Below are 18034 nucleotides of genomic sequence, written 5' to 3' on the forward strand. Positions count from 1 at the left end.
AATAGCATACGTTCTATTTTAAAATTTAGTAAAAACCAATACAAATCTGCTATTAAATAAACCAAACCAACTTGAAATTAACTTAGAAATGAATAACAAAATAGACCAATTATCGGCAGATAATATAAGAGCTTTGGCTATTTCGATGGTCGAAAAAGCAAATTCCGGTCATCCCGGAGGATCTATGGGAGGCGCAGATTTCATGCACATTCTCTATTCTGAATATTTAAAATACGATCCCAGTGATATGAACTGGATTTTCAGAGATCGTTTTTTTATGGATGCGGGACATCTTTCGGCTTTAATGTATGCACAATATCATTTACTTGGCAATTACGAAAAATCAGATCTTGAAAATTTCAGGCAATGGGGTTCTGTAACTCCCGGGCATCCTGAAATTGATGTAAAAAGAGGAATCGAAAATACATCAGGACCCTTGGGTCAGGGACATGCAATGGGCGTTGGAGCTGCCATTGCGGCTAAATTTTTATCGGCAAGATTCGAAAATTTATTCGATCATAAAATATACGGTTTTATTACCGATGGCGGTGTTCAGGAAGAAATTTCGCAAGGAGCAGGAAGAATTGCAGGACATTTAGGACTGAATAATTTTATCATGTTTTATGATTCGAATGATGTACAGCTTTCATCGATGACAGATGAGGTTACAACCGAAAATACAGCAATGAAATACGAATCATGGGGTTGGAAAGTAATTACTATCGATGGTCATAATCATACTCACATTCGTTCAGCATTAAATGCCGCTCACGCCGAATTAGAAAGACCAACCCTAATTATTGGCCGCACTATAATGGGAAAAGGATGTGTAACGGCTGATGGAACGATGTACGAAGGACAATGCGAATTGCACGGAAAACCTATTGGAGCGACAAAAGCCAATTTCGAAAAAACATTAGTCAATTTAGGCGCAAATCCTGAAGATTCATTTGCTGTTTATAAAGAAGTTGAATCGCATTATGAAGCAATTTTAAAAAATAAAACAGCAGAAGCGGCGAACAGAAAAATACAAATTTCAGCTTGGGAAAAACAAAATCCAACGTTAGCTAAAAAGATACAACAATTCTTTAACGGAGATTTACCTGCATTGGATTTTAGTACAATTGCTCAAAAAGCCAATGCGGCAACCCGCGATGCATCGGCGGCAGTTTTAGGATATCTGGCTGAAAATGTAGAAAACATGATCGTCTCTTCTGCCGATTTATCGAACAGCGATAAAACTGATGGTTTCCTTAAAAAATCATCGGTTTTACAAAAGAATAATTTTAGCGGAGGATTTCTTCAAGCTGGTGTTGCAGAATTAACGATGGCAGCAATTGCCAACGGAATCGCGCTTCATGGAGGAGTTATTCCGGTTGTAGCAACATTTTTTGTGTTTTCAGATTATATGAAACCGGCAATTCGTTTGGCGGCGATTCAGGAATTACCGGTAAAATATGTCTGGACGCATGATTCTTTCCGCGTAGGCGAAGATGGTCCAACGCACCAACCCATCGAGCAGGAAGCGCAAATTCGATTATTAGAGAAAATTAAAAACCATTCCGGAGATCAGAGTTTACTGGCTTTACGTCCTGCAGATGCTGTAGAAACTTCTGTGGCCTGGCAAATGGCGTTAGAAAATAAAAAAACGCCAACAGGATTAATTCTTTCGAGACAAGATATTAAGGATCTTCCAACCAACGGAAACACAAGATTTGAAGAAGCTTCTCAGGCAAAAAAAGGAGGTTATCTGGTACGATCAAATCCAAATCCTGATATCACTTTAATAGCAAACGGATCTGAAGTAGCAACGCTTATCGAAGCTGCAAATGAACTGGAACAAAATTTTAAATTAAAAATAAATGTAGCTTCTATTATTTCAGAAGGACTTTTCAGATCTCAGTCTGCGGAATATCAGGAAAGTGTTATTCCAAAAGATGCTTTGGTTTTCGGACTTACCGCCGGACTTCCGGTTAATTTAGAAAATCTTGTTGGTACTAAAGGACAAGTATTTGGTTTAGACCATTTTGGATATTCGGCTCCGGCATCCGTTTTAGATCAGAAATTTGGATTTACAAGCGAAAATGCCCGTAAAGAAATTTTAAAATATTTAGAAAATAATAATTACAACTTATTAAAATAATAGAACAACATGAAATTTTTTATAGATACAGCAAACTTAAAAGATATTAAAGAAGCCAATGATTTAGGTGTTTTAGATGGTGTAACCACAAACCCTTCGTTAATGGCAAAAGAAGGAATTACCGGAGCTCAGAATATTTTAGATCATTATATAAAAATTTGCGAGTTGGTTGATGGCGATGTAAGTGCCGAAGTAATCTCGACCAATTTTGAAGGTATGATTGCCGAAGGTGAAAAACTGGCGGCTTTGCATCCGCAAATTGTGGTAAAAATCCCGATGATAAAAGATGGTGTAAAAGCAATCAGGTATTTTTCGAATAAAGGAATCAGAACCAATTGTACTTTGGTATTTTCTGCAGGTCAGGCTTTATTGGCTGCAAAAGCCGGAGCAACTTATGTGTCGCCGTTTATTGGCCGCTTAGATGATGTATCGACTGACGGAATGGTGCTGATTGAAGATATCAGACTGATTTATGATAATTTCGGTTACGAAACCCAGATTTTAGCCGCTTCTGTTCGTAATGTAATGCACATTATCAATTGCGCAAAAATAGGATCAGATGTTATTACCGGGCCATTAAGTGCCATCGAAGGTTTATTAAAACATCCTTTAACGGATATTGGTCTTGCTACTTTCCTTGCTGATTACCAAAAAGGAAATAGTTAATTAGAAGACTTTTTTGGGCCACGGATTTAACGGATTAAACAGGTTGTCGCAGATTTAAATTTAATGGATAGCTCAATTAAAATTTATCATACCAGTTCAATTGATAAATAAAATAACTGCAAAGATCTGTTTGTCTAAAATCCGTGACCAAAACTTAAAATAATAATTTGTTAGTTTTTAATAGTAGTTTTTTTGAAGAAAAAACCCTGAAAGTTTGTGGCTTTCAGGGTTTTGTTTTTTATAATATTATAAGCCCACGGATTGTGCGGATGATACGGGTTGACACAGATTTTTTAATTTTTAATTCGCCTTATTTCTGAACGAAACTAAGTAATACTTTGATCTTTTTTCTCTCGCAGATTTAGCAGATTTTTTTTTCTAATTTTTAATCTGCCCGATCTGCTTTATCTGCGAGAGAATTTTTAGAATTCTCTATAAAAAAAATCAGTGAAAATCAGTTTAATCCGTTAAAACCCGTGGCCCAACCACTTTTTACAAATTCAATACAAAATCATTCAGTAATTTCTCTTCGTATTTTTCTTTATTAAAAGTATACAAGTAAGATCCTTTTCGGGAAGACTGCATATCTTTTTCATCTAGTTTATTCAGGATTTCTAAAGAATTAATCTTGCTGATAAAATTACGTTTGTCCAATTCTTTACTTAAAATAGCTTCATATAATTCTAACAACTGACGCATAGTAAATTTTTCAGGAAGCAATTCAAAACCAATTGGCTTGATCGAAGTTCTGTAACGCAATCTTCTTATGGCTTGCTGTACCATTTCGTTGTGGTCAAAAATTAAATTTGGAGCGTCTGCAATACTAAACCATTGTGCGTGATAATTTTTAATAAGCTCGGCATTATGATTTTCGATATTAATTAAAGCATAATACGAAACAGAAATGGTTCTTTCTACAGGATCACGATCAATTTCGCTGTAGGCGTATAGTTGCTCCATATAAATATCGTTCAAACCCGTATACTTATTTAAGATTCTGATCGCAGCATCATCCAATACTTCATCTCGTTTTAAAAAACCTCCAATCAAAGACCATTTTCCCTTTTCAGGTTCAAAATCTCTCTTGATCAAAAGGATTTTCAGCCCTTCATTGTCGAATCCAAAAATGATACAATCTACTGCTAATAAGACTTTATCTGCAGAACTATAACTGTTTAGCATATTCAATTTTTTATTGGTAAATATATAAACTTCCTAATACGTTTCATAATTTATTAATGTGGTTTTTACACTTAATAAATTAGTCTTTCAAGAGGTTTACTAATAAGTTTTTAAGGTCAAATTTAGATTACAATTTATCTTTTTCAATCGTTTTCGAAGCCAAAAAGATCATATTTTCCTGAAAATTGAACTCGTTGTCCAAATTTAAAAGAACCTAAACAGGATTTTATTTACAAAAATAACAAAATTTTATGCTTTAAATAGCTATTAAATAACTCATTTATAAAATTTTGCGTTGACTCCTTTTTTTGAGTAAAAAGTTGCTTTTTTATAAAAAGTGTTGATTTTACACAAATTACAGTTCAAAAACGCTCTTTTTTTGAAATAATATCAATTTTTAAATGTTGATTTCACACTTAATTTGTGATATGTATTTTTTTTACGTCTTTTTTTTGCCATATTAATTTGTTTTTGAGGTTTTTTTTTAGTTAAATTTACAAATGTAAAATTAACACTTATAATTACACACTAACCAACTTAAACTAACCAGTATGATAACAAACCAAAAATTACTTTTTTACTGCAATTTTTTATTGCCAAAAAAAGAATGGCTTTTAGCATTACTTATGCTATTATTTTCCGTTAATCAAATGTCGGCTCAAGGCAAAGTGATTACCGGAATTGTTACTTCGGCGCAGGACAAACTGCCTTTGCCGGGAGTAAATATTTTGATAAAAGGAACCAAAACCGTAGCAACAACAGGTTTTGATGGAGAATTCTCGATTAAAGCATCTCCAAACGATGTTTTAGTTTTTTCATTTATAGGATTTCAAAATCAGGAATTAACAGTAGGAAACCAATCAAAAGTAAATACTGCATTGGTTGAAGACACCAACAAATTAAACGAAGTAGTCGTTATTGGGTACGGAACACAAAAGAAATCGGACTTAACAGGATCTGTAAGTGTTGTAAATATGGAATCGGCCAAAAAAACGGTGACTTACGATGCTGCAAAAATGCTTCAGGGGCAGGTTCCGGGAGTAACGGTACAATCATCAGGCGAGCCGGGTGGTTTTGTAAATGTAAAAATTAGAGGGATAACTTCATTCACAAACAACAATCCTCTTTTTGTGATTGATGGTATTATGGTCGATGCTCCAAATGATTTTGCACCGGGAGAAATTGAATCTATGCAGGTGCTTAAAGATGCATCATCGGCAGCTATTTATGGTGTTCGTGGAGCAAATGGAGTGGTGATTATTACTACTAAAAAAGGTAAAGCAGGAAAAACAGATGTTAAATTCAAATCTATTGTAGGACTTCAGAATGTTTCTAAAAGATGGGATGTAACAGATCGTTTGGGTTACCAACAAATTACCAGTGAAGCCGAAAGAAACAGAGATATTAGAGCAGGAGTTCCTGTAAATATTGCTCCGGGAAATAATCCGGCAAGTTCATCATACATTTCAAATGTTGATACAGACTGGCAAAAAGAATCCATGAAAACGGGTGTGATACAAAATCAGGCACTTACATTTTCAGGCGGTGCTGAAAATATTGCGTACAGCTTTAATGTTGATTATTTCAAAAACACAAGCTACTTAAAAACGCCACAAGATTACGAAAGGCTGTCAACGAATTTGAATTTGAATGGTAAAAAAGGAAAATTCAAATACGGGGCAAAAATTGCCTACACACAATCTGATAAGGAAATTTTTAACGAATATAACGCAGGACAAACCTTTATCAGTGATATGTTAGGTGCTGTACCAACAATGCCTGTTTACGATGCCAACAGATTAGGTGGTTACGGAGGAACAGATAACCTGACACAAAGAGCGATCTCAATGAACCCTATTGGATATAATAATTTGATCACTAACAATGGTAAAAGAAACCGTTTTATTGGCGATATCTGGGGAGAAATTGAAATTGTTAAAGGGCTTAAATACAAATTGGATGTAAGTTATGACAGAACAGATTGGGAAAACAGAAAATTTATACCACCAAGTGATTTAGGATGGTATTATATTACTACAAATGATGAAGCTTCTTTAGATACAGAAACGGGTAATGAGCTAAGAACGTTCTGGAATAATTTATTGACTTACGAAATTTCATTAGGGAAACATAAAATTGATGCTCTTGCGGGATTGATTCAGGAAAAAAGAGACTATCACAGATATAATTCAAGAGGTGTAGGTTATACCCCTGGAGAAATACCAATGCTTCAGTTTGCAGATGCAAGAAATGCGAGTGAATATAAATTTACCATTACAGGAATATCATACATCAGCAGATTAAATTATTCTTATGATGACAGGTATTTGCTACAGGCTAATTTCAGACAGGACAAAACATCTCTTTTTAGCGAGATCAATAATTCTGCAAACTTCTACTCTTTTTCAGGAGGCTGGAAAATTAGTAACGAAAAGTTTTTGCATTTACCAACATGGGTGAGCAATATTAAACTTAGAGGAGGTTACGGTACAATAGGAAATAACACAATTCCGCAATACTTCTTTGCTTCTACAGTAAACAGTTTTGCCAGTTATGATTTCAACAACGAGCTTGCTCCGGGAACAACTGTGGTTGCAGCACTTGACCCTAATGTACACTGGGAAAAAACAACCAGTAAAAACATTGCATTAGAATTAGGATTTTTTGATAATGACTTACAATTTACAGGAGAGTATTTTATAAAAAAAGTTACAGACATGTTGGTGAATGTTCCTTTACCTTATTCTAATGGTGCTTTCCCGGCGAGTATTTTTACTAATGCAGGTGATATGCAAAATAAAGGTTTTGAGTTTGCAGCATCATACAGTAATCATCATCGTAAATTTAAATACGATATCTCAGCCAATTTTGGAACTTTAAAAAATGAAGTAACCAAAATTGGAGTAAACGGAAATCCTCTTTACGGAGCCGTATCAAAAACAGAAGTAGGAAGATCGGTAGGAGAAATTTATGCTTGGGAAGCTGTTGGTATTTTTCAAAATGCAGCCGAAGTTGCTGCTTCACCAACACAAACAGGTGCAGCTCCCGGAGACGTCAAATTTAGAGATGTAAACGGAGACGGAATTATTACCGATGCTGACAGAACTTTTCAGGGAGTATCGATTCCTAAATATGGTTTTGGATTAAATTTTAGCGCATCTTATGAAAATTTCGATTTCTCGATGTTCTGGCAAGGTAGCGGAGGTAACAAAGTTTTCAATGCAATGTACCGTAACTTAATGACAGGACAATACGGAAACCATAGTACAGATGAACTGAATTATTGGACAACAACTAATACAAATACGAATGTTCCGGCACCGGTAATTGGTGATCCAAATGGAAATAACAGAGATTCTAACAGATTCATTCAAAGTGGTGATTATGTTAGGTTGCAAACAATGGAGTTGGGTTTCAATATTCCGTTGAAAGACAAATTTATCCAAAAAGCAAGAGTATATGTTAATGGTCAAAACTTATGGACTATTACCAAATATACAGGATATGACGCTGATTTTACTAGCGACGGATTGCTTTCAAGAGGATATGATGCAGGATCTTTCCCAAATCCAAGAACTATTTCTTTAGGAGTAGAGGTAAATTTCTAAACCGGTTTAACCAATTAAAAACGTATTAAAATGAAATATAAAATATATAACTATATAGCGATTTTCTTTTCATTGGCTGTTGTAACAACAAGCTGTGTTGAAAATGAAGATTTGACCCAAATTGACCCAAATAATAATGCTGTAGATTCATTTTGGAAAACAGATCAGGATGCCATTGAAGGTGTAAATGCTGCTTACGGAAGTTTATTGACAGACGGGACGTACATGAGAAGTACACCATTATTATTAGACGCAAGATCAGATGATGCCCGTACCAATAGCCCTTGGGGTTCTATGTACAATGCAGGCCACTTTAACTCTAATGTTGCCGATGCATCAATTTACGGGTGGGCATTTGAAACGTATTATCAGGGAATTTACCGTGCCAATCAGGTTTTAACAAATGTACCGGAAATTGGTTTTCAGGATCAGGCGCTTAAAAACAGAATCTTAGGACAAGCTTATTTTTTAAGAGGATTATTTTTATTTCATGCCGTGAACTTGTTCAAAAATGTACCTGTACCAACAGAACTGGCAGTATATTATCCGCAAAAAACAGAAGCAGAAGGCTGGGCTCAGGTTATTGCCGATTTTAAAGCGGCTGCCGATTTATTACCGGTTTCTTATGATAATATTTCTGGGATAGACGGAGGTCAAAAAGGACGTGCTACAAAAGGTGCTGCGCTGGGATATTTAGGAAAAGCCTACTTATTTAATAAAGATTTTGCTAATGCTAAAACGGCTTTCAGACAAGTTATTGATTTAGGCGTTTACTCTTTAGTAGCAAATTATCGCGATAATTTTACTACTGCTAATGAAAACAATTCTGAATCACTTTTTGAAGTACAATTTAGCAGAGAAGCCGGAGGAGTTGATTTAGGTTGGGGCGGAGCTCCCGCTTCAGGTTGGGGAAAAACTTCGGCTCGCGCCATTACTTATGCGCCAAGAGCTTTTGGATGGACAGACGTTCAGCCTTCGTGGGCACTATTTAATGAATTTCACGATGAGAAAACTACAACAGGAGATCTTGATCCTCGTTTAGATGCTACTATATTTTATAATAAACCAGGTGGAATGAAATTGTACGGAAAAGATTTTGCCACTTTTTATGCCAAAAGTCCTGGAGATTTAAATGACATCTTTTGTAGAAAATACCAAAATTCTGACGGAGAATTTGCAGACGAATACGACTGGCGTTCCGGAATTAATGAGCGTTTATTAAGATATGCAGATATTCTTTTGATGTATGCCGAGACCTTAAACGAAACAGGTGATACTCCCGGAGCATATGGATATATTCAGATGGTAAGAAACAGAGTGGGTCTTCCGGATTTAGCAACAGTAAAACCAAATATGTCGCAAGCTCAAATGAGAGAACAAATAGGTCACGAAAGATTCCTGGAGTTTCCTCTTGAGGGACACCGTTTTGATGACATTCGTCGTTGGGGATGGTTGCAGGATGCAACAAAACTAGCTTGGTTAAAATCAAGAGACGCTGAGTTTAATTCGTACACAGCAGGAAGAGAATTTTATCCAATTCCGCAATTAGAAATGGATAATAATCCTGGAACAAAACAGAATGACAGTTATTAAGTTTTAAGTTTTCAGTCTCAGTTCGCAGTCTAAACTGAAAACTGAGACTGCGAACTGTGACTAAAAAAAGATTTTATTTTGAATTAGTTAGAATACTTAATATCATGTAAGGGCCTAAAAATCTTTACATGATATTATCTTAAAAACAAAAATTGAGATTGCAGAGATATAATAATTACACCTTAACTAAAATTATAACCAATGAAAACAATTACAAGTTTAGTTTTATTAGCAGTATTATTAGCAAGTTGCCAAAATGAAGATGTTATAAATTCTTCAAATGAGGACGCAGCAGCGGTTGTAGAGACTCAGAATTCTCAAGTAAAAAATATAACAGCCAAAACCGTTACAGGAACAGTTCCGTCACACGATCCGAGTACCATTGTAAAAAGTGGCGTAAACTATTATGTATTTACAACAGGAGATAATATACCCATGACGTATTCAACAAATTTAGCAAGTTGGACTTGGGGAGCATCAGTATTTACTTCGACTCCAAGTTGGATCACAGGATATGTACCCGGTTTTGTAAAAACATTTTGGGCGCCAGATGTTGCCTGGTTCAATAATCGATGGAATATGTATTATTCATGCTCCACTTTTGGTGCTGCAACATCAGCAATTGGGTTGGTAACTGCTCCGGCAATAAGTGCTTCGGCAGGAACAACCTGGACAGATAGAGGTGTTGTGGTTTCATCCTCATCATCTTCAGATGTGAATGCAATTGATCCTTCAATTTTAGTAGACGGAAGCAATGTTTATATGGCGTATGGTTCCTGGCATGCCGGAATTGGAGTCATCCAGATTAATCCTTCAACAGGAAAAACGACAGGAAGCAAAACAATTGTTGCCGGCGGAAACAGTGCAAGTTGGGAGGCGCCTTGTTTAATAAAAGAAGGGAGCTATTACTATATGTTCGTAAACCGGGGTAGTTGCTGTAACGGCGTAAACAGTACGTACTATATTGTAGTAGGTCGTTCAACAAGTCCGTTTGGACCCTATGTTGATAAAAACGGAGTCAATTTAAAAAATGGCGGCGGAACAACAGTTTTAGCAAGGCAAGGAAATTATATCGGACCAGGTCATTTATCCAGAATTGTCGGAACTCAAAAAGGATCAGTTCATTATTATGATGGAGCGGACAGTGGAAATCCAAAACTCGAAATTGTATATTTTACATGGTCATCAGGATGGCCCTCACTTTCTTATTAAAAATACTATTCAGAGGAAAGTTTCATCAAGCTTTCCTCTTTATAACTTATAAAAACACATTATGAAAAAAATACTTTTAAGCACATTTCTTTTTACCCTTTTCAGTCAGGTTAATTTTGCTCAAAATCAAACGACGGTTGTTACTATAAAAAACAATGCAGATGCACCTACAATCGACAAAAACATTTACGGGCATTTTGCAGAACATTTAGGACGCTCTATTTATGGAGGTTTTTTTGTGGGCGATACATCCAAAATTCCAAATACAAAAGGAGTTAGAAATGACATTGTGAAAGCTTTAAAAGAATTAAAAATTCCAAATTTAAGATGGCCAGGCGGATGTTTTGCTGATACGTACCACTGGAAAGACGGAATAGGACCACAACAAGAGAGACCAACTATTGTAAACAAATGGTGGGGTGGCGTGACTGAAGATAATAGTTTCGGGACACACGATTTCCTTAATATGTGCGAACTTCTTGGAGCAGAGCCTTATTTGTCAGGAAACGTTGGAAGCGGAACCGTTCAGGAATTGTCTGATTGGGTTCAATACACCAACTTCAGCGGCAAAAGTCCGATGAGTGATTTGCGTAAAAAAAACGGAAGAACAGAACCTTGGAAAGTAAAATTCTGGGGAATTGGAAATGAAGCCTGGGGTTGCGGAGGAAATATGACAGCAGAATATTATGCTAATGAATACCGCAAATACGCCACTTTCATGTCAGATTGGGAAAACACGGGCGGAATTACCCGCATCGCTTCCGGCTCAAATAGTGCCGATTATAACTGGACAGAAGTTTTAATGAAAAACATTCCGATCAATATGTTGGGCGGAGTAGGAGTACATCATTATGCCGTTATCGATTGGGCTAAAAAAGGCGATGGAGTAAATTTTACAGAAGACGGCTATTTCCATACCATGCAATCTGCTTTAAAAATGGAAGAATTGGTGACCAAACATGCTGCGATAATGGACAAATACGATCCGGAGAAAAAAGTAGCCATGATTGTAGACGAATGGGGAGCCTGGTACGAAGTAGAAAAAGGATCAAATCCTGGATTTTTATACCAGCAAAATACCATGAGAGATGCGGTTTTGGCCGGAGCAACGCTTAACATCTTCAATAATCATGCAGACAGGGTTCGTATGGCAAACTTAGCACAATGTGTAAACGTTTTGCAAGCGGTAATCCTTACTGATAAAGCAAAAATGATTACAACACCAACGTACCATGTTATGAAATTGTACAGTGTTCATCAGGATGCTAAATTATTACCAATAAGTTTTCAATCACCATTATATACTTTCAACGGAGAATCACTTCCGGCAGTTTCTGCTTCGGCATCAAAAGACAAAAGCGGATTGGTTCATATTTCTTTAGTAAATGTAGATGCCAAGAATAAAAATAAAATAGAAATAGATGTCAATAACCTGGGCGTGAAAAATTTCACGGGAACTATTATAACATCAGCTAAGTTACAGGATTATAATTCATTCGATACTCCAAACAAAATTGTACCAACAGTTTTTAAAGGTTTCGAAAATAAAAAAGGAAAATTAGAAATCACAATTCCTCCTTTCTCAGTAGTAGTGTTAGAAGGAAAATAACAAGCTAAAAGATGAAAAAATCAAAATACATAATAAAAACAGCCTCGTATTTAGGGCTGCTTTTATTTGTTTTTGCTGCAGTGAGCTGTTCAAAAGATGATCCTGCAACAAATGAAAATCCTGATCCGCCTGTTGTGGTTGATCCGCCCGTAGTGACGCCGGCTTTTCCCGGACCAACTTATGCAGATAATTACACCTCGTTATCAGGTTGGGGAAGCAGAGCACAATGGAACTTAGCCAACGTTCACGATCCATCGGTAGAAAAATCGGGTGATTACTATTATATGTATCAAACAGATGCTTCTTACGGGAATGCAACGGATGGTCACGGACATTTTTTTTACAGAAGATCGAAAGATTTAATCAACTGGGAATTTATGGGATCGTCAATGACCGAAGCCCCGGCCTGGGTAAAAGATTCCTTAAACAATAAAAGAGCAAGAATGTCTCCGGCATTACCGCCCATTACAAATCCTAATTATGGATATTGGGCGCCTTGCGTTCGAAAAGTAGGCAATATTTACAGAATGTATTACAGCATAGTAGTGACGAATCCTATTGTAGGAACAGATACCAATACTTCCTGGACAGAACGCGCTTTCATTGGCTTAGCCGAAACAACTGATTTAGCATCTAACAATTGGGTCGATAAAGGAATGGTCGTTTGCTCTGAACCTGATGGCGTAAAAAGTTACGTTCGAAACGGAGGAAACGATTGGGATGCTTATTTTAAATTCAATGCGATCGATCCAAGTTTTATCCAAACACCTGAAGGCGATCAGTATTTAATTTACGGTTCATGGCATTCCGGAATCGCAGCTTTAAAACTGAATCCGGCAACAGGAAAACCGGATAAATTAAAAACAATCGACGATTACGGAGTACGAATTGCAGGACGCGGCAACGTAAATTCAAATCGTTGGCAAGCACTCGAAGGACCAGAAATTATTTATAATCCGGATACTCAATATTATTATTTATTTCTGGCTTATGATGAATTATCAGTTGCTTACAATACACGTGTAGCACGTTCAAAAAATATCATGGGACCTTATCAAACCATTAGCGGAACCAGTATTACATCCGGAGCTGATTGTTATCCAATGTTAACGCATCCATACTCTTTTAAAAATCATACAGGCTGGGTTGGAATTTCACATTGCGGAATTTTTCAAAATCCTGAAACCAAACAATGGTATTACGCCTCACAAGCGCGTTTGCCTGAAGGAGTTCCGGGAATTGCAGTTTCGAATGCCGTGATGATGGGACAAGTTCGTGGTATTCAATGGACAGAAGACGGATGGCCGGTTGTAGAAGCAGAACGTTATGCTGGTGTACCGGCAACAACGATTTCTGATGCTAGTTTTATTGGAACATGGGAACAAATAACCATGAATTATCAATACAAAACCCTTCAAAAGTCAGTTACCGTTTATTTAACCGCAGATAAAAAAGTAAGCGGAGATGTTACAGGTGTCTGGTCGTATGATAGTGCAAAAAAAATCTTGACTGTAAACGGAGTAAAATGCAACGTAACCGATGCCTGGGATTGGGAATCAGCAACCAGAAAAGTAACCTTGAGTTACTCAGGTTTAACAGCAACGGGATTACCGGTTTGGGGTAAAAAGATAAATTAGGAAATTCCAATTTTTTTAAATTCCAAATTCTAATAATAGCCCAGATTTCAAGAAAGTAGTTTAGGGCATTAAAAGCTCCAGCGGAGCGTAATATTTATAGCGAATATAACAGGTTGTTTCTATTAGCTCCAGCGGAGCGATTATAAGTTTTTCTTAAGATTGCAAATATGTCCCCCGATGGGGTTTTTGCTAAAGAACAAAAAAACACACTATAAATATGATGTCCCGTTGGGACTTCTTTATCATGACTTAAAAAATAAAAATCTGCGTGAAAAAATAATGTGTAAATAAACCATAATGAAGAATATAATTATAAGCCTTTCACTTTTAGTAGCTAACTGTCCAATAGTTCAGGCACAGTCTGGTAAAACTCAAATAGACCCCACAAAATTCAATAACCCAATTATAAAAGATCAATATACCGGCGATCCTGCAGCATTGGTTTACAAGGATAAAGTGTATTTATATGCAGGTCATGACGAAGCACCTAAAGATTTTCATTTTTATAAAATGAACGAATGGGTAGTATATTCTTCTTCGGATATGAAAAAATGGGAATCACATCCGGTGCCCTTAAAAGCTAGTGATTTTACATGGGCGAAAGGTGATGCATGGGCTTCGCAGGTAATTGAAAGAAACGGAAAATTTTATTGGTATGTGACCGTCGAACATGGCTCAGTGCACGGCAAAGCTATTGGAATTGCAGTTTCTGACAGTCCAACCGGCCCTTTTAAAGATGCGCTTGGAAAAGCTTTGATTACAAACGACATGACCAAATTTACCGATATAAGCTGGGACGATATCGATCCTACAGTTTATATCGATACAGATGGACAAGCCTATTTATTTTGGGGAAATACAGCCTGTCATTATGCCAAATTAAAAGAAAATATGATCGAATTAGATGGCCCGATTCATCACATAAAAGAGTTGCCGCATTTTACAGAAGCACCTTGGATTCACAAACATAAAGACTGGTATTATTTATCTTATGCGTATGAGTTTCCAGAGAAAATTGCCTACGCTATGAGTAAATCAATTACTGGGCCATGGGAATTTAAAGGAATTATGAATGAAATCGCCGGAAACAGCAATACGAATCATCAGTCAATAATTGACTTTAAAGGACAGTCGTATTTTATCTATCACAACGGAGCATCTATTCCAGACGGAGGAAGTTTTAGAAGATCTGTTTGTGTCGATAAATTGTATTACAACAAAGACGGAACGATGAAACGAGTGGTCATGACATCTGAGGGTATTCAGTAAATAGTTTACAGCCTCAGTCTCGGTTTTCAGTTTTAGCTTATATGATGTAGAAAGTCACAGTTTTCAGCAAAAGCTTAAATTATCTTATATCACTTATATGGTGAAAAAAAATATCCAATTATGAAGTTTTACAAAAACATAAAATATTCACTTTCTGTTCTTATGATGCTGATAGCTTCAGTTTCATTTGCGCAGGATATTGTAGTGCACGATCCGGTTGTCATCAAACAAAAAGACACTTATTATTTGTATTGTACAGGGAACGGAATCAGTGTTTTTAGTTCTAAAGATTTAAAAAAATGGGACAAACAGCCTCAGGTTTTTACAGAAAAACCCGTTTGGGCAGATGGCGTTGCGGCTGACTTTAAGAATCATATCTGGGCACCGGATATTTCATTTCATAACAATACGTATTATTTGTATTATTCAGTTTCGGCTTTCGCCAAAAATACTTCGGCAATTGGCGTTGCTACCAATACAACTTTAGATCCAAAAGATAAAAATTACAAATGGGTCGATCAGGGAATCGTGATTCAATCACAACCCAATCGCGATATGTGGAATGCCATTGATCCGAATTTAATTTTTGACGAAAACAATACGCCATGGTTGTCATTTGGTTCCTTTTGGGAAGGATTGAAATTGGTGAAATTAAATCCCGATTTAAAATCGATTGCACAGCCTCAGGAATGGCACACGATTTCGAAACGCAAAAGAACTTTTGAATTACCGGATTCAGATCCCGGAGATGGCGCGCTTGAAGCTCCTTTTATCTTCAAGAAAAACGGTTATTACTACCAATTTCTTTCCTGGGATTTATGCTGCCGCGGCGAAAAAAGCACTTATAAAGTTGTGGTTGGAAGAGCCAAAAATGTAACCGGACCTTATGTTGATAAAGACGGAAAATCATTAAATGAAGGCGGGGGCAGTTTAGTAGTGCAAGGCGACGAAAATTACTTTGGCGCAGGCCATAACAGCGCTTACACCTTTGATGGGAAAGATTACATTTTCTATCATGCTTACGAAAAGAAAACCAACGGAGTGCCAAGATTAGTAGTTAAAGAAATGCTTTGGGATGCAGATTTGTGGCCCGTTTTAAAATAGAATACAACAACAATGAAAAGATATAATTTTCCTATAATAACAATTTTCTTATCACTTTTAATTTTGATTTCCTGTAAAGAAAACAAAAACAATGTGGTGCAAAAAAGCGATAAAACTTCCGTCTTAAAAGCGGGTTACGAAATTGAGCCGGTCAATATTCAGAATGTAAAACTTACCGATTCTTTTTGGCTGCCCATTATCAAAAGAGTACAGGAAATTACGATAGCTTACGCGATTCAGAAATGCAATGAAGAAGGGCGTTTTGAAAATTTTTTAATTGCAGGAAAACAAAAAACAGGAAAAGTTCGCGGCGATATGCCTTTTGACGACACTGATGTTTATAAAATCATTGAAGGAGCCTCAAATACTTTGATCAGTGCTCCAAATCCCAAGCTGGAAAGGGTTCTGGATTCGATGATTGCCATTGTGAAAATAGGTCAGGAAGCAGACGGATACATTACAACCTGGAGAACGATAAATCCGGCAAAACCACCTGCAACCTGGGTTCCCGTAATCGAAGGAAAACGTTGGGAATCTTTGCAGATTAGTCACGAATTATACAATCCGGGACATTTAATAGAAGCCGCAATCGTGCATTATGAAGCAACCGGAAAAACCAATTTTCTAGAGATTGCCATAAAAGCAGCCGATATGCTGGTAAGAACTTTTGGAGATAATCCAGGTCAGGTAAAAGGAGTTCCGGGACATCAGATTGTAGAAACAGGATTATTAAAATTGTATCAAATTACAGGAAAGAAAGATTATCTGAAACTGGCCAAATATTATCTGGACAATCGCGGGAATCCAAATAATCACAAATTATACGGAGAATATGCACAGGATCATATACCAGTTACCGAGCAAAAAGAAGTAGTAGGACATGCCGTTCGTGCCGTTTATATGTATGCGGGAATGACCGATATTGTCGCACTGACAAAAGACAAAGCCTATGAAAATGCCGTAAATAATTTATGGGATAACATGGTCAGTAAAAAAATGTACATCACCGGCGGGATAGGTTCGCGACATGACGGAGAAGCATTTGGAGATAATTATGAATTACCTAATTTAACCGCTTACAACGAAACATGCGCTGCAATTGGCGATGTGTATTGGAACCACAGACTGCACAGTTTATACGGGAAATCTCAATATTTTGATGTTATCGAAAGAACCATGTACAACGGATTAATTTCGGGCATTTCGCTTGACGGAAAACAATTTTTTTATCCAAATGCCTTAGAAGCTGATGGCGTTTACAAATCGAACAGAGGTTCGTGTACGCGTCAGGCTTGGTTTGATTGTTCCTGCTGTCCGACTAATTTGATTCGTTTTATCCCATCAATTCCCGGTTTAATTTATTCCAAAACAAAGAATGATTTATATGTGAATTTGTATGCTTCAAATGATGCTTCTTTTACATTAGGAAAAACCGATTTACAGATTTCACAGCAAACTTCTTATCCTTGGAACGGAAAAGTTGGCATCTCTGTAAATCCGAAAAAAGAGAGTAAATTCACAATTAAACTTAGAGTTCCAGGCTGGGCAAGAAATGAAGTTTTGCCAGGAGATTTATATACGTATAGAAAAGCTTCAACTCAAAAACCAACGATTACTGTAAACGGGGAAACATTGGCAATTCAGCCTGAAAATGGTTATTTCAACGTAACCCGAAATTGGAAAAAAGGAGATAAAATCGCTCTTAATTTCCCAATGGAAGTTCAGGAAGTTGAAACCAATTCAAAAGTTGCAACCAATAAAAGCAAAGTTTCTTTAGAATACGGTCCAATTGTTTACGCAGTTGAAGAAATTGATAACAAAAGCAATTTCGATAAAATCAATATAAGTTCTTCAGATACTTTCAAAGTAAAAAAAGAAGCTAATTTATTGCAGGGCGTAAATGTAATTGAGAATTCAAAATTCAAAGCCATTCCTTATTATTCGTGGTCGAATCGTGGCGTTGGAAAAATGAAAGTTTGGTTGGATTACAAGTAGAGAATAGAGAATAGAA

11 protein-coding genes are annotated in these 18034 nt (G+C 36.6%); 10 read left to right on the top strand and 1 reads right to left on the bottom strand.

What is annotated here, in order from left to right; translation table 11 throughout:
• The first annotated feature begins 88 nt into the window (after window positions 1-88).
• Both B0M43_RS05595 and fsa read left to right on the top strand, forming a co-directional pair.
• Window positions 89-2143: a transketolase gene (locus tag B0M43_RS05595; RefSeq protein WP_078006542.1), complete on the top strand. Its 2055-nt coding sequence runs from the start codon at window positions 89-91 to the stop codon at window positions 2141-2143.
• A gap of 9 nt (window positions 2144-2152) precedes the next feature.
• On the top strand, window positions 2153-2809 hold the full coding sequence (fsa, locus tag B0M43_RS05600) for a fructose-6-phosphate aldolase (protein WP_065451696.1): 657 nt from the start codon (window positions 2153-2155) through the stop codon (window positions 2807-2809).
• Between the two features lie 492 nt (window positions 2810-3301).
• Here the strand turns inward: fsa and B0M43_RS05605 are convergent, their stop codons facing one another.
• Window positions 3302-3991, bottom strand: a complete 690-nt coding sequence (locus B0M43_RS05605) for an NUDIX domain-containing protein (protein ID WP_065451695.1) — start codon at window positions 3989-3991, stop codon at window positions 3302-3304.
• Window positions 3992-4542: 551 nt separating this feature from the next.
• Between B0M43_RS05605 and B0M43_RS05610 the strand changes: the two genes are divergently transcribed.
• The 8 genes from B0M43_RS05610 (at window position 4543) to B0M43_RS05645 (ending at window position 18018) form a co-directional block, all read left to right on the top strand.
• Complete coding sequence (locus tag B0M43_RS05610; protein ID WP_078006541.1) at window positions 4543-7599, top strand: TonB-dependent receptor; 3057 nt, start codon at window positions 4543-4545, stop codon at window positions 7597-7599.
• Between the two features lie 30 nt (window positions 7600-7629).
• Complete coding sequence (locus B0M43_RS05615) at window positions 7630-9192, top strand: RagB/SusD family nutrient uptake outer membrane protein (protein WP_078006540.1); 1563 nt, start codon at window positions 7630-7632, stop codon at window positions 9190-9192.
• Window positions 9193-9393: 201 nt separating this feature from the next.
• A complete protein-coding gene (locus B0M43_RS05620; RefSeq protein ID WP_078006539.1) occupies window positions 9394-10404 on the top strand; it encodes an arabinan endo-1,5-alpha-L-arabinosidase in 1011 nt (336 codons plus the stop codon).
• A gap of 61 nt (window positions 10405-10465) precedes the next feature.
• Window positions 10466-12013, top strand: coding sequence for an alpha-N-arabinofuranosidase (locus tag B0M43_RS05625; RefSeq protein ID WP_078006538.1), 1548 nt, complete (start codon window positions 10466-10468; stop codon window positions 12011-12013).
• An 11-nt stretch (window positions 12014-12024) separates the two neighbouring features.
• A complete protein-coding gene (locus B0M43_RS05630; RefSeq protein ID WP_078006537.1) occupies window positions 12025-13650 on the top strand; it encodes an arabinan endo-1,5-alpha-L-arabinosidase in 1626 nt (541 codons plus the stop codon).
• A gap of 297 nt (window positions 13651-13947) precedes the next feature.
• Window positions 13948-14919 carry a glycoside hydrolase family 43 protein gene (locus B0M43_RS05635; protein ID WP_078006536.1) on the top strand — a complete coding sequence of 324 codons (972 nt, stop codon included), beginning with the start codon at window positions 13948-13950 and terminating at the stop codon, window positions 14917-14919.
• Window positions 14920-15039: 120 nt separating this feature from the next.
• Window positions 15040-16023 (top strand): arabinan endo-1,5-alpha-L-arabinosidase, encoded by a 984-nt coding sequence (locus tag B0M43_RS05640; protein ID WP_078006535.1) that lies wholly within the window; start codon window positions 15040-15042, stop codon window positions 16021-16023.
• 12 nt (window positions 16024-16035) lie between these two features.
• Window positions 16036-18018: a glycoside hydrolase family 127 protein gene (locus B0M43_RS05645; RefSeq protein WP_078006534.1), complete on the top strand. Its 1983-nt coding sequence runs from the start codon at window positions 16036-16038 to the stop codon at window positions 18016-18018.
• Window positions 18019-18034 lie beyond the last annotated feature (16 nt).

The organism is Flavobacterium sp. KBS0721 (genome assembly GCF_002007065.3).
GTDB lineage: Bacteria > Bacteroidota > Bacteroidia > Flavobacteriales > Flavobacteriaceae > Flavobacterium > Flavobacterium piscis.